This is a genomic window from Actinomadura syzygii (assembly GCF_008085905.1).
Taxonomy (GTDB): Bacteria; Actinomycetota; Actinomycetes; order Streptosporangiales; family Streptosporangiaceae; genus Spirillospora; species Spirillospora syzygii.
In genome coordinates this window covers 108,388-122,636 of record NZ_VSFF01000009.1, presented here as the reverse complement: position 1 = coordinate 122,636, position 14,249 = coordinate 108,388, and the positions used below count along the sequence as shown (strand labels likewise).

The 14,249-nt window shown below is 73.9% G+C and carries 10 protein-coding genes; 3 read left to right on the top strand and 7 right to left on the bottom strand.

Features of this window, described 5'->3' with window-relative positions:
• Positions 1-40 precede the first annotated feature (40 nt).
• The 5 genes from FXF65_RS23480 to FXF65_RS23460 all read right to left on the bottom strand — a co-directional run bounded on the left by FXF65_RS23480 (position 41) and on the right by FXF65_RS23460 (position 8,414).
• Positions 41-151, bottom strand: a complete 111-nt coding sequence (locus FXF65_RS23480) for a SapB/AmfS family lanthipeptide (protein WP_131732834.1) — start codon at positions 149-151, stop codon at positions 41-43.
• A 5-nt stretch (positions 152-156) separates the two neighbouring features.
• Entirely contained in the window at positions 157-2,763 is a 2,607-nt protein-coding gene (gene lanKC, locus FXF65_RS23475) for a class III lanthionine synthetase LanKC (protein WP_148352177.1), read from the bottom strand.
• A 177-nt stretch (positions 2,764-2,940) separates the two neighbouring features.
• The gene (locus tag FXF65_RS23470) at positions 2,941-3,768 is read right to left on the bottom strand and encodes a nitroreductase/quinone reductase family protein (protein WP_148352176.1); all 828 of its coding nucleotides are present in this window, start codon (positions 3,766-3,768) and stop codon (positions 2,941-2,943) included.
• A 295-nt stretch (positions 3,769-4,063) separates the two neighbouring features.
• Positions 4,064-7,018 carry a helix-turn-helix transcriptional regulator gene (locus FXF65_RS45945; protein ID WP_281288936.1) on the bottom strand — a complete coding sequence of 985 codons (2,955 nt, stop codon included), beginning with the start codon at positions 7,016-7,018 and terminating at the stop codon, positions 4,064-4,066.
• A gap of 160 nt (positions 7,019-7,178) precedes the next feature.
• Complete coding sequence (locus FXF65_RS23460) at positions 7,179-8,414, bottom strand: glycosyltransferase (protein ID WP_246199032.1); 1,236 nt, start codon at positions 8,412-8,414, stop codon at positions 7,179-7,181.
• Between the two features lie 194 nt (positions 8,415-8,608).
• On the opposite strand from FXF65_RS23460, the gene FXF65_RS23455 reads away from it, so the two are divergent.
• Entirely contained in the window at positions 8,609-9,244 is a 636-nt protein-coding gene (locus tag FXF65_RS23455) for a histone deacetylase (protein ID WP_148352173.1), read from the top strand.
• Here FXF65_RS23455 and FXF65_RS23450 read toward each other — a convergent pair.
• Complete coding sequence (locus tag FXF65_RS23450) at positions 9,210-10,847, bottom strand: CocE/NonD family hydrolase (protein ID WP_148352511.1); 1,638 nt, start codon at positions 10,845-10,847, stop codon at positions 9,210-9,212. The genes FXF65_RS23455 and FXF65_RS23450 overlap by 35 nt on opposite strands.
• A 177-nt stretch (positions 10,848-11,024) precedes the next feature.
• Here FXF65_RS23450 and FXF65_RS23445 point away from each other — a divergent pair, with 177 nt between their 5' ends.
• Positions 11,025-12,098 (top strand): mechanosensitive ion channel family protein, encoded by a 1,074-nt coding sequence (locus FXF65_RS23445; protein WP_148352172.1) that lies wholly within the window; start codon positions 11,025-11,027, stop codon positions 12,096-12,098.
• 30 nt (positions 12,099-12,128) lie between these two features.
• On the opposite strand, the gene FXF65_RS23440 is transcribed toward FXF65_RS23445, so the two are convergent.
• Positions 12,129-12,707 (bottom strand): TetR/AcrR family transcriptional regulator, encoded by a 579-nt coding sequence (locus tag FXF65_RS23440; protein ID WP_222868701.1) that lies wholly within the window; start codon positions 12,705-12,707, stop codon positions 12,129-12,131.
• Between the two features lie 122 nt (positions 12,708-12,829).
• Here FXF65_RS23440 and FXF65_RS23435 point away from each other — a divergent pair, with 122 nt between their 5' ends.
• Positions 12,830-14,245, top strand: a complete 1,416-nt coding sequence (locus FXF65_RS23435) for an MFS transporter (RefSeq protein WP_246199031.1) — start codon at positions 12,830-12,832, stop codon at positions 14,243-14,245.
• Positions 14,246-14,249 lie beyond the last annotated feature (4 nt).

Genomic DNA, 14,249 nt, shown 5'->3' with positions numbered 1-14,249 from the left:
CCGTGGCCCCACGTGGGGACCACGGCCGCTAGCACGATCGTCACAGGCAGATCGTGACACTGTGGGAGCTGTGGCAGAGCAGGCTCAGGCTGCTGTTGCCGCCGCCGCCGCCGTTCTCGCTCACCATCCCCTGAAGGTCGAGAAGCGCCATGTTCGTCACCTCCTTTCGGGCTGGATAGAGGTGGCCGCCGTGGGGGTTCCCACGGGGAGCTCGGTATCCGCGGCGGGCTCGGCCCGCGCGGGTGCCTCGGACGCCGTCCGGAAGAACGGCAGGCCGGGCGGGGGCTTGTGCGGCGCCGTGCCGCGCAGGGCCGTGCCGAGCGCGAGCAGCACCCCGGCCGTGCCCGTCGCGAGGTCCATGGAGAGCCGGTACATGTGCTCGCCCGGCATCCCGAGGCCGCCGCCGTACGGGAGCGCGTGCCACGCCAGGTCGCGGACGTGGCCCGCCGCCCTGGGATCGTCGCGGTCGTGCCGCGCGAGGTAGAGGAGCATCCCGGCGCGCCCGCCGAACAGGCTCGGCTGCGCGTAGTACCGGGACATCGCCGCGGTCCGGACCTTCTCGCGGGCCAGCTCGAACTCCTCGTCCGCGCGGTGCCAGAGGTACTCGTCCAGGACCAGGCCGATCCCGACGCTGCCGCGGGCGAGGTAGGGCAGCACCCGGCTGCCCTGGTCGACGTGCAGCGCGCCGTTGTGGTCGGTGACGCAGCTCGCGAGGTCGCGGCGCAGCGCGGCGGCGGCGAGGTCGAGCAGGACGGAGTTGCCGGTCCGCTCGTACAGCCGGACGAACATCAGCGCGGCTCCGGCGCCGCCGTGCATCAGGCCGGGACGCGGGGTCGGCCCGTCCGCGGCGCGGTTCGCCACGATCGTGGCGGCGCGGCCCGCGGCCTCGCGCAGCTCCACCTTGCCGGTCACGGCGGCGAGGTCGTCCAGGGCGAGGGCGATGCCGGGCAACCCGCCGTACAGGTCGTCGCCGAGGCGTTCCCACCGTTCGTTCAGGACGTGTCCTGCGGCGGCGAGCGCGGCGTCGCCGCGGCCGAGCCTGGCGAGCACATAGGCCGCGCCCATCAGCCCGTCGTACAGGCCGATCCCGGTGCCGCGCCGGGGGTCGGCGACGCGGGCGGCGAGCCACTCCTCGTGCGCGGGGAAGCGTCCCGCGCCGGTCACGTCGAGCGCGTACAGGACGCCCGCGGCGCCGTGCGCGAGCCCGAGGGAGGCGCCGTTGAACTGCTCGACGTCGCCGGGGAACAGCCGGTCGGCGCGCTCCGGGGTGGCGCTCGCGAGGATCGCGCGGGACAGTTCGTCCCTGGCGCGGGTCCAGCCGGGCGGATCAGGGTCGAAGGCGGGCGCGGGCATCGCCGGGGCGCCTCGCGCGATCACCTCGACGGCCTCGTCCAGGAACTCGCGGGGGACGGGGAAGTTCGCGGCGACGAGGTCGGCGAGCTGCCGCGCCTTGCCGCGGTCGATGACGAACAGCGTGGTCAGCGGGACGAACAGGGCGATCCGCAGACAGGCGAGGCTGTACTCGTCGACCTCGACGCCGCGCCGGTCGGGCGGGGCGAGGAACGCCGGGTTCGCGAGCGTCTGCCGGCCCCCGGCGGACGCCGGCGCCGCCGTCTCGAAGTCGATCAGCGCGGCGGTGTCGTCCGGGCGGACCATGATGTTGAACATGTGCAGGTCGTTGAAGACGACGCCGCGCTCGTGGATGGCGGCGACCACCCGCTCGACGCCCGCGTGAACCCGCAGCGCCCATTCGGTGTATTCCGCCGCTTTCTGGGGATCAGGGTCCGGATCGAGCATCGGATGGCGCTCGGCGAAGAACGTGTTGAGCGTGCGCCCCTCGATGAACTCCTGGACGAGGAAACTGTGCTCGCCGAGCGTGAACCAGTCGAGCGCTGCCGGGACGCCGTCGATTCCGTCGAGCTTGCGCAGAACGTCGCGTTCGCGTTCGATGCGCTTTACCGCGTCCGCACCGTCGGCGGCGAGGCCGGCAAAGGGGCGACCTTCTTTAAGGACGACCTTCCGGCCCGTCCTCGTGTCGATCGCCTGGTAAACGCCGCCGCCGTTGGAGAAGTGGAGCGCCTTCTCGATGTGGTACGGAAGGTCCGTCGTGGTCGTCGCCCCGCGCGCTTTGAAATGCGGTTCGAGGCAGTCCGGAAGGGTCACCCATTCGGGGACGGTGAAGACCGGCTCGCGGCGGTCGGGGACCAGTTCGCCAGCGCCGTTCGCCAGCGCGGCGACGAGCTTGCCCTGCTCGTCCAGACATCGCCGCTCCGCGAACCCGCCGTACCGCACGTGCAGCGGGCCGTCGCCGATCCGCAGGTCACTGAGGATGTAGGGGCCGGGGAGGCCGTCCAGGCGGGTGCCGAGCTCGGTCAGCACGCGCTCCAGCTCGGCCTCGTCGGCGGGGTAGACGGTGACGAGCTTCCCGCTCGCTCCGCGCGGGGCGTACTTGGCGTTCCGCATGCGGAGGGTGCCGGGGCCGCGCAGGTGCTTGAACTCGATGCCGTTGCCGACGCAGTAGTCGAAGCTCGCTTCCAGCGCCTTCTCGGCGTTCTCCGGGCAGCCCGCGATGTGCACTTTCCAGCCCTGCAAAGGGGTACGGCTCTGCGGCGGGTTGTAGACAACCCACTCGTCCCCGAAAATCCGCTCCCAGCCTTCCGGCAGATCACGTTGCGTGATTTCGAAGTCGGTTTGACGAGTGCGGGGAGGTGTGTCGTAGAACACCTTATCCGCGAGGCAGTAAAGCTCGTACCCCTTGTCCACGGTCCTTTTCCCTTCCGTGTGCGCCGTTGTCGGCGCCGCACGGAGAAAAGATTCGCAGGAAAGGACGAAATGGGCCAGTCCCGGAAATAACGAATGGCCCGTGAAGATATAACGGCTGCTGCCGTGCACCGATCACGCACCGGGTACGCTCCGTGACCCCGGCGGCCTCCGCCCCAGCTAGAGGCCCATCTCGTCGAGCAGTGGAACGAGCCGCTCCTCCTCGCGGTCCAGGTGTCCGAGCAGCGCGGCGGTCAGCCGGTCGACCTCGGCGAGCAGTGAGGCGGGGTCGCCGCCGTCGAGGACGCCGCGCAGCTCGTCCAGGAGTTCGGCGATGGCGGCGTGGTCGTCCCGCAGCCCGTCCAGCACCGGAGCCAGCCCGGGACGGCGGCCCTCCAGCGACGGGAACATGAGCTGGTCCTCACCCGCGTGATGGTTGCCGAGGCCCTGGCACAGCGTGAGGCAGTTGATCCGGAGCTGCGCGCCCAGGCCCGCGCCCGTCGCGGCCACCTCGCGGCGGATCAGCTCCAGCTCATGGCGGAACGCGTCGTGCACCGCGACGAGCATCGCGCTCGGCGACGCGGGCCCGCCGGGCGGGCCCGCGGCCGCCTGGACCAGCGCGACCACGGGGAGCCGCCGTCCGGCCGCGGCCTCGTAGCGGGCCCATCCCGGGTCGGCTTCTGCGGCTCGGGCGAAGGCGCGGTCACGTTCGGCGCCGGTCAGCACGACGGCGTCCGCCTCGTACGTGAACGCGTCGCTCTCGACCGTGACGCGCGGGTTCGCGACCAGGTTGTGGAACCAGGCCGGGTGCTTCGGCGCGCCCCCGGCCGACGCGATGACGAGGACGCGCCCGACGCCGTCCGGCAGGTAACCGAGCGGGGTGGTGTGCGGCGCGCCGGACCGCGCGCCGACGGTCGTCAGCAGGAGCAGCCGCCCGCCCTCGAACGGGCCGCCGACCCGTCCGCCGCCGGCGCGGAACTCCTCGATGATCTCCGTGTTGAAATCCATGTTTCTCCAATGGCTGTTTTCGGGCATGGCGAATCGACCCGCGAAAAGGGCATGCGGCAGCCGCCCGGGAAAGGTGGTGTGAAGGCGCGCGAAAGGCGTCGGTCATGCCGATGACGTCGCATGACGCGCGTAAGGAGGTGCGTGTGAAAGAAGAGGAAACGGAGCGGAGAAGGGCGGGGCTCGCGCCCGCCTCGGGCTCACGTGGAGGCCGGGTGCCTCACTCGCTCTTGGCCCATGGCCGACCCGGCAGTCACGAAAGAAAGGATATATGCGCCACTGATTCGCCGCAAGATCGTCAGAGGCCCGCGCGGTGCGCGACGGCCGCGGCCTGGGTGCGGCTCGTCACGTCCAGCTTCGCGAGGATGTTGGAGACGTGGACGCTCGCCGTCTTCGGGGAGATGAACAGCTTCGCCGCGATCTCCCGGTTGCCGAGACCCTCCGCGACCAGCTTCAGCACCTCGCGCTCGCGCCCGGTCAGGGCCGCCAGCGGCCCGGACCCGGCGGGCTCCCGCCCGCGTTCCGGACCGAGCCGCGCCCGCGTCCCGAGGTCGCGCAGCGCGCCGAGCAGCGGCCCCGCGCCGAGCCGCGTCGCGCTCCGCAGGGCGCCCCGCCACTCGGCGGCGGCCGCGTCCCGGTCGCCGTGCTCGGCGAGCGCCTCGGCGAGCCGCCAGCGCGACCGCGCCACCTCGTACACGAAGCCGCCGTCCGGGTCGCCGTAGGTGAACCGCTCGGTGGCCTCGCGCCACAGGTCGACGTCGTGGACGCCGTCCACCCGGCGGCGCTCGGCCTCGGCCCGCGCCAGCCACGCCTGCCCCTCCAGCCCGACCCAGGCGCGCGGCAGTCCCGCCTCGGTGAACGCGACCGCGCGCCGCGCCAGCCGGAGCAGCTCGTCCCCGGCCTCGGCCGCCCGCCGCGCCGCCGCGTCGTCGCCCGCCGCGCGGGCGCGGGCGGCGAGCTCGGCATGCGCCCACAGTCCCGTCGCGGCGATCCGGATGACGCCGACGTCCGGGCCGGTCATCGCCCCGACGACGCGCCCGACGTGCTCGATCGCCGTCTCCGGGTCGCCGCGCCACATGGCCTGCTCGGCGGCGAGGCCCCGCGCGATGTAGGTGACGAGGAGGTCCTCGTGCCACAGCGGGGCGATCCAGCGCAGCCGCTCGTCCGCGCCGGGCTCGCCCTTCGCGACCTCGACGAACAGCGCGTACGCCGACACCTGCGCCTCGTAGGGCCGGACGACCTGCACCGCGAACTCGTCGGCGAGCCGGTCCGCCTCCGCCCAGTCGCCGGTCGTGTAGTGGATCAGGTAGCGCAGGCACCGCATGACGATGCCGTACGCGCTCCAGCCGAGCCCGTTGTCGAGCGCGAACCGCACGCCCTCGTCGGCGGCTTGGGCCGCGCCCGCGAGGTCGCCGCGGTCGAACTTCGTCCGGGCGTGGTGGAACCGGGCGCGCATCGCCGCGTCCGGGCTGTCCCCGGCCGCGTCGGCGAGGTCGCGGGCCCGCGCGAACACCTCCGCCACCTCCGAGTCGGCCTCCCGCGACTCCCGGTACAGCCCGAGCGTGACGAGCAGGCCCGCCTCCGCGCCCGGCGCCCGCGCCGCGCGGGCCTCGGCGGCGGCCCGCTCGGCGAACTCCGGCAGCTCCCCGGCCGGGTCGAGGTAGAGCAGGGACCGGGCGTAGGTGGCGAGGGCCCAGGCGCGCTCGCGGGTGGGCGGGTCGGCGTCGAGCATCGTCACCGCCTCCCGCGCGGTGTCCCGCGCCACCTTCAGCTCGTCGATCTCGCCGAGGTAGGTCGCGAGGTGCTCGCGGATCGCAGAGCGGAGCGCCCGGTCCGCGGGGACGGCGGCGTCGGCCACCTCCATCAGCCGGCGCAGCCGGTGCACGGCGCGGCGCGGCCGCCCGGCCCGCGCCGACTCCTGCGCGGCCGTCAGCGACAGCCGGAACCGGTCGGTGCCCGCGGCCTCCGCCGCGTCCGGGACGGCGTCCCACAGCTCCAGCGCCCGCTCGTAGTGCTCGAGGGCCTCCGCGGGCGCGCCGAGCCGCGCGGCCTCCCGGCCCGCCCGGACGGACGCGGCGAACGCCGCCGGCAGGTCGTGCGCGGCGAGGCTGTGGTGCGCGAGCTCGGCGGCGGAGCCGCGCGTCCCGGCGGGCAGCTCGGCGAGGCGGCGGGCGAAGTCGGCGTGCAGCCGGGTCCGCTCGCCGGGCAGCAGGTCGGCGTAGACGGCCTCGCGCAGCAGCGCGTGCCGGAACGTGTAGCCCGTCCCGGACGGGACGAGCAGCTGGTGCGACACGACCTCGCGCAGCGCCTCGCCGACCGCCGTCTCGTCCAGCCCGGACACGCGGCGGACCAGCTCGTCGTCGACGCGGCGCCCGGCGACCGCCGCGACCCGCACCACCCGCTGCCCGGCGTCCGACAGCCGCTCGACGCGGGACAGCAGCAGGTCGGCGAGCCCGGACGGCAGCTCGGTCGGCCCCTCCTCGGCGGGGGATTCGAGCCCGGCCGAGTACAGCTCGCCCGCGTAGAACGGGTTGCCCTCCGAACGGACGTGGACGCGCTCGACGATGTCCGCCGTCACGGGCGCGGACCCGCGCGACAGCTCCGCCAGGTACTCGGCGGTCTCGCCGGGCCCGAACGGGCTGACCTCGACGCCGGTCACGTTCGGCAGCCGCAGCAGCTCAGCCACGACTGGCCGCAGCGGATGCCGCCGGTGCAGGTCGTCCGACCGGTAGGTGCCGACCAGGCAGACCCGCTCGCGCTGCAGGACGCGGCACAGGAACGTCAGCAGATGCCGGGTCGAACGGTCGGCCCAGTGCAGGTCCTCCAGGATGAGTAGGACGGTCCGCTCCCGCCCCAGCTCCCCGAGGAGCCCGAGCACGGCCCCGAACAACTGCTGCTGGCCGAGCTCGGCGACCGCGCCGGGGTCGCCGCCGCTGTCGGGCAGCAGGCGGCCGAGGATCGGGCGGGCGTCGAGCGCGGCCTGGACGGCGTCGGCCTCCGCCCCGCCCGCGTGCGCGGCGGTCCACAGCGCGTCCGCGAGCGGCAGGTACGGCATGCTCTCGCCGAGCTCGGCGCACTGCCCGACGAGGACGGCGCCGCCCCGCGCGCGGGCCTCGCGGCACAGCGCGGACACGAGGTGGGTCTTGCCGACGCCGGCGTCCCCGCTGACCAGCACGGCCCCGGCGCCGCCCGCGGCGGCCCGGTCCAGCGCGGCGGTCAGCTCCGCGAGCTCGGCCGTCCTGCCGATCAGCACCAAGGGTCCCTTCCGGTCATCTCCGAAAGTATCCCACCTGGGCCGACATGCCGGATACGGGAACGTGCGCGGGCCCCGGATCCAGGGGATGGGGAGGGATCCGGGGCCCGCGGGCCGGGGTCAGCCGTGTTCAGACCCGCCGTGTTCAGACCGGTCGGGCTCAGCCGACGAGCGCGGGGGTGCGGTCGCGCTCGGTCTCTGCCTCGTCCTCGACGACCGGCTCCGGCTCGGGCTCCTCGAACGGCAGGACGCGCTCGTACGCGCGGAGCGTCTCGGCGGCGACCCGCTCCAGCGAGTACCGGGAGCGGGCGCGGTCGGCGGCGGCGATCGAGTAGCCGTGCAGCGTCGTCTCCTCGGCGAGGAGTTGCCGGATCGCGCGGCCGATCACGACCGGCCGCCCGGCCGGGACGTGCAGCCCGGTGATGTGGTCGAGCACCTCGTCGGTGTTGCCGCCCGCGGTGGCCGCGACGACGGGCACGCCGCACGCCATGGCCTCCAGCGGGGTCGCCGGGGACGGCTGGTGCGGGGTGAGGCAGAGCGCGAGGCTCGCCGTCCGCAGCAGCTTCGGCAGCGACTTGCGCGGCAGCCGGCCGAGGAAGATCACCCGGTCGTTGACGTGCAGTTCCTTCGCGAGCAGGATCAGCCGGTGCACGTCCGGGTCGGCTTCGAGGTCCTCGCGGGCCGGGCCGCCCGCGACGGCCAGCTCGGCGTTCGGGACGTGCACGAGCGCGCGCAGCGCCGTGTCGACGCCGCCGGTCGCGAGGTCGTCGCAGACCAGCACGAGCCGCCGCCGGTCGCCGCGCGGCATCGCCGGTCCGGCCTGGGCGAACTGGTCGCCGTCCACGCCGTAGGGGACGACGGCCACGCTCGGCCGCGGCACGCCCATCCGGACGAGCGCCCCGGCCTCCTCGGCGTGCCCGGCGAGGACGAGGTCGGCGTCCCGCCCGATGGCCTTCTCCAGCCGGTCGCGGTGCGGGTGGACGCGGCGTCCGGCGCGCCGCTCGGCGACGCCGACGCCGTGGTAGCTCTGCGCGAACGGGATGCCCAGCTCGCGGGCGACGGCGCAGGCGGCGAGCCCGCCGATCCAGCCGTGCGCGTGGACGATGTCGGGGCGCCCCGACCCGGACCAGCGGCGCCGCAGCCCGTCCGCGAAGTCGCGGACGTGCTCCAGCATCTCGTCGTCGGTGAGGGGGCGGGCGGGGCCGGCGTCGAGGTTGACCAGCGCCGCGCCGGGCGCGAGCCGGACTCGGCCGCGGGCGTCCGCGGACTGTCGCCGGGAGTACACGGTCACCTGGTTCGGCTTCCCGTCGGCGGTGAGCGGACGGGTGAGCGAACGGGCCAGATCCCGGACGTGAAAAGCCTGCAGGTGTTCGCCGTCGAGGTCGGAGGCGGACACAAGTGCGATGTTAAGCGAGCGACGCATGACGGATCCTCCGGGACAACACAGGGGAAGCTCGGAGGTATCTGCGTCGTAGACACCTGCTCGGCCAGTTTCATATCCGGTGGCGCCTTCCGTCAAACCTCGCGAATCGGAACTCTGTCCCCCGCGCCCCACGGATCGGCGTCCCACCAGGGGTGATACTGGTTCTGATGGACGCCGAAAGAGTCTGGTACGTCGCGTACGGATCGAACCTCTACCGGGAGAGGTTCCGCTGCTACCTGTCCGGGGGACGTCCGGCGGGCGGGGCCCGGCACTACACCGGCTGCCGCGATCCGCGCCCGGCCCTGGACGAGCGGCCGGTGACGGTTCCCGGCGGGATCTACTTCGGTTACACGTCCCTGGTCTGGGGCGGCGGGATGGCGTTCTACGACCCGGCCCTGCCCGGACGCGCCGCCGCCCGCGCCTACCTGCTGACCCGCCGCCAGTTCTGCGACGTCCTGTCCCAGGAGATGCGCCGCGACGTCGGGACCGACCACGACCTGGCGGAGGCGGTCGAGCGCGGGCGGCAGCGGCTCGGGCCGGGGCGGTACGAGACCGTCCTGCGGGTGGGGGAGCGCGGCGGGCACCCGATGCTGACCTTCACCGCGCCCGCTCCGATCGAGCCGAACGCGCCGACCGCCCCGTACCTGACGATGCTCGGCAACGGGCTGCGCGAGGCGCACGGCTGGTCCGCCGGGCGCGCCGCCGCCTACCTGGCCGGACGCCCCGGCGCCGCGGGCGCCTGGACGGCCCCGGACGTCGCCGCCCTGCTCAGCCCTCCGGACCGGGGACGACCGGCAGGTTGACCGTCGACGGGTGCGCCGGGTCGTGCAGGATCTCCTGGTCCGCGGTCACCATCTCGGTGGCGGTGCCGATCGGCTCGCCGGTGCCCGTGTTGCGCGCCACCCGCGGGTAGGCGCCGCTCGCGACCTGGACGCGGACCCGGTGCCCCCGCCGGAACCGGTGCCCGGCGGGCCACAGCTCGATCGCGACGTGCCGGACGCCGTCCTCGCCGGGCTCCGGGGTGCCGGGCACGAGCCGCCGCATCCCCTCGCACAGGTTCAGCGACTCGCCCTCCGGCGTGACGTCGCACAGCCGGACGACGAAGTCGGTGTGCTCCCGGTTCGACCGGACGTACAGGTCGGCGGTGACCGGGCCGATGATCTCCAGGTCGTCGTCGAGGACGTCGGAGGTGTAGGTCAGCACGTCCCGCCGCCGCTCCAGCCGCCGCTGGTCCGTGGACGGGTGCGTCTCGCCGAGCAGCGTCGGCCCGCCGAGGAACGGGGTCGGATGCTCCGGGTCGTAGCGGTAGGTGTCCGGCTCGGACTCGGGCGGCGCGCCGGGGGAGAGGGCCCCGTCCGGCTGGAGGTGCCAGCGCTCCTCCCGCATCCCGGGGACGGGCCAGTCGGGGAACTCGCGCCACTCGTCCGCCCCGGTGATGAACAGCCGCACGGCGAGTTCGCGCAGCTCGGACGGGTCGTCCAGCAGGTGGGCGCGGAACCACTTGACCGACTCGCCGACCGATCCGCGCATCATCCGCTGGTCGGCGTGGAACCACGGCCCGATCGTCAGGTACGGCCGCCGCCCGGCGGCGCGCAGGGCCGCGTAGTCCTTGATCTGCCAGGGCAGGAAGATGTCGTACCAGCCGCCCGTCATGTTCACCGGGGCCGTGACCTGCGAGACCGTCGGGCTGAAGTCGCGCTTGTCCCAGAACGGGGTGTCGGGGCCGTTGACGAGCAGCTCCTGGAAGAAGCGCTGCTGCTCGCCGGTCGCGAGCCGGTCCAGCTCGGCGAGCGGGCGGCCGGACAGCGTCGCCCGGCGGGCCCGGCGCGGCGACATCACCGCCGTCGTGATGCCGGACAGGGAGTTCTTCATCCGCGCGGTCAGATCGACCCAGATCAGCGCCGACTCCAGCGCGAACGTCCCGCCGACGTGCACCGCGTCGCGGAACGTCGAGGCCGTGACCTGCATCGACAGGGCCCGCAGTTCGGGCCCGGCCTCCGCCGCGACCGCCCACTGGACGTACCCGAGGTAGCTCGGGCCGTGCATCGCGAACGTTCCACCGAACCACGGCTGTGATTTCAGCCACGCGACGGTGGCGAGGCCGTCCTCGCGTTCGTCCAGCGCCTCGAACACGCCGCCCGACCCGAACCCGCCGCGCACGCTCTGCACGACCACCTGGAACCCGTACGACGCGAACCCCTGCCCGCACATCAGCCCGAACGGGCCGCGCCGCCCGTAGGGCGACCGGACGAGGACCGTCGGCGCCCGCTCGACGTCGGCCGGGGCGTAATGGTCGGCGAGGAGCGTGACGCCGTCGCCGGCGGGCACCTCCAGGTCTCGCTCGACCATGACCCGGTGGGGGCCGTTCCGCAGTCCCAGCGCCGTGGCCCCGAGCCGGCGCATCATTCCCACGCCTACCACTTGATCGATCGTAACCGCCCCGCCCGTCGACCCACGTCACCGGTGTCCGCGATGTGTCTCGCGGGGGCGGCGGCTTCACTACGATCGGGACGCGCAACACCGCAAACCAGGATTTCACGGACAGGCCGCGGGCCGTCCGGCGGAAGGGGAGACGCACGCGTCATGGACCATGTCCAGTTGACCTGGGGGCGGGTCGCCAGCGCGGCGATCGTGCTGGCGGCCGCCCTGCTGATCGCGATCGTGCTGCGCTGGCTGACCGCACGGCTGTTCCGCCGGGCCGGGGACACCCGCTGGACCTGGGACGACCTCCTCGCCCGGCTGATCCGCGACCTCGCGGTGCCCGTCTCGCTCATCCTCGGGGTGTGGATCGCGGCCTGGGTGCTGGAACTGCCGTCCCGCACGCTGGACGTGACCGCGAAGGTGCTCACCGCCGTGGCGATCCTCGCGGTGTCGCTGGCGTCGGCGCGGCTGCTCGCGGGCGGCGTGACCGCGTACGCGAAGGCCCGGCAGGGCGTCGCCGCCAACGTGACGATCTTCGCCAACATCTCGCGGGTGATCGTGCTCGGCATCGGCGTGCTCGTGATGCTGCAGAGCCTCGGGATCTCGATCTCGCCGCTGCTCGGCGCCCTCGGCGTCGGCGGCCTCGCCGTCGCGCTCGCCCTCCAGGACACGCTCGCCAACCTGTTCGCGGGGGTGCACGTCCTCGCGTCCAAGACGATCGAGCCGGGCGACTACATCAGGCTGTCGACGGGCCAGGAGGGGTACGTCGTCGACATCAACTGGCGAAACACCTCCATCCGGACGCTGTCGGACAACATCGAGGTCATCCCGAACCAGCGGTTCTCGGACACGATCCTGACCAACTTCCACCGCCCCGCCCAGGACATGTCGATCATGGTCTACGCGAAGGTCGCGTACGAGGTCGACCTGGACCGGGTGGAGGAGCTGCTCACCGCGGTCGGGCACCAGGTCATGAAGGACGTGCAGGGCGGCGTGGAGGACGCGAGCGTCCTCGTCCGGTTCGACGACTTCAACGACGCGACGGTCGGCTTCCACGTGATCCTGCGGTCCACGGAGTTCGGCGACCAGTTCCTGATCAAGCACGAGTTCCTGAAGCGGCTGCACCGGACGCTGCGCGAGGAGGGCATCGCGCCGCCCTACTGGCACCACCGCGTCGTCGTCGACGAGGTCGCCCGCAGGGACGAGGCAGCCCGCAAGGACGGGCTCGCCCTCTGAACCCGGACCCTCCGCCCCTGGCGAGAACCGTCAGGGGCGGAGGATCGGCATCATCACCTCGTCGACGACCGACTCCAGGAAGGCGTCGTCGATCGGGCCGCCCTCGGTGAGGCTGTGGTGCACGATCACGGCCTGCCCGACGGCCGCGATCTGCCGGGTCGCCGCCTCCGGGCGGATCTCGCCGCGCTCGGCGGCCTGCCGCAGCGCCTCGAACGCCGCCTCCCGGACGGGCTGGGACAGCCGCTGCCGGACGACGTCGTGCATCAGCCCCTTGCCCTGCTCCGACTCCTCCTTCAGGACCTTGAACGCGGCGCCGCGGCAGGTCAGCAGCGTGTCGCGCAGGACGGTGAGGGTGGCGAGCAGGTCCTCGCGGACCCGGCCGGTGCAGGGCGGGTGCGGCGGTTCGGGCAGCGCGTGCCGCAGCGCGTCGGCGATGAGCGCGTCCTTGGACGGCCAGCGCCGGTAGAGCGCGGCCTTGCCGGTGCGGGCGGCGGTCGCGACGCCCTCCATGGTCAGCCGCCGGTACCCGACCTCCTCCAGCTGCGCGAACACGGCGTCGAAGATCGCCGTCTCCAGGGCTCCGCCGCGCCGGCGGGTGGCCGGGGTCACGATCCGCTCCTCAAAATAGTGAACGCTAGCGTTCTCTTTCGCGCCGATCGGTGATACGTTCCGCACATAGTGTACTTCGCCGTTCCTTAAAAACTCGTTCCCCGTATCTCGAAAGGTACGCCGTGCCCGCACCTGACGGGCGAACGGTCGCGACCGAGGACTCCACTCCTTCGGCCGCGCCGTCGTCCCATCATCGTCCAGGCGTCGTCCTCGCCGTCCTGGTCGGCTGCCAGCTCATGATCGGGCTGGACACGTCCGTCGTCACCATCGCGCTGCCCCAGGTCCGGGACGGGCTCGGGATGACGACCGGGGGCCTCGCCTGGGTCCAGAACTCCTACATGCTCGCATTCGGCGGGCTGCTGCTCCTCGGCGGCCGGGCCGGGGACGTCTTCGGCCGCCGCCGCGCGTTCACCGCCGGGGTCGTCCTGTTCACCGCCGCGTCGCTGCTCGGCGGGTTCGCCACGGCCGGCTGGTGGCTGCTGGCCGCCCGCACCGCGCAGGGCGCCGCCGCCGCGATCGCCGCGCCGAGCGCGCTGGCCCTGATCGCCGCCAGCTTCCAGGGCGCCGAGCGCGTCCGCGCGCTGAGCGTCTTCTCCGCGGTCACCGGCGCGGGCGCCGCCATCGGCATGCTCGCCGGGGGAGCGCTCACCGAGGCCGGGTCCTGGCGGTGGGTGTTCTTCGTGAACGTCCCGGCGGGCGTCGTGCTGGCGCTCGCCGCGCGGCGGGTCCTCACCGAGACCGGGCGCCGTCCCGGCCGGTTCGACGCGGGCGGCGCCGTCGCGTCCACGGCCGGGATGACCGCGCTCGTCTACGCGCTGATCCGGGCCGGGTCGGACGGCTGGGGCGACGCCCGCGCCCTCGCCGCGTTCGGCGCCGCGGGCGTCCTGCTCGCCGCGTTCACGGCGATCGAATGGCGGGCGCGCCAGCCGGTCATGCCGCTCTGGCTGCTCACCGGACGCGACCGCGCCGCGTCCTACCTGATCCTGCTGCTGATGGCCGGGGCGATGTTCGGGGCGTTCTTCTTCCTGACCCAGTACCTCCAGCAGGCGCTCGGCTACGGGCCGCTGCGCGCGGGCGCGGCGTTCCTGCCGATGGTCGGCACGCAGTTCGCGACGGTCCGGACCGTCCCGCGGATCCTGCCGCGGGTCGGCGCCCGGCGGCTCGTCACGGCCGGGACCCTGTCCATCGCGCTCGCGATGCTGTGGCTGACCCGGCTCTCCCCGGGGGACGGCTACGCCGCGGGGCTGCTCGGGCCGTTCGTGCTGGTGGGCCTCGGCGGCGGGATGGCGGCCCTGCCGCTGAACGTGACGATCCTCGGCAGCGTCGGACCCGAGCACTCGGGCGCCGCGTCCGGCGTCGCGCAGGCGATGCTCTGGACCGGCGGGTCGCTCGGGGCGGCCGCCATGGTCACCGCGTACGGCTCGGCGCACTCCGGGCACGGCGTCGTGCCCGGCATGGACGCGGCCTACGCGACCGGCGCGGTCTTCGCGGGCGCCGCGCTGCTGGTCACGCTGTTGGTGCTGCGGGTCAGGCGCTGACCGT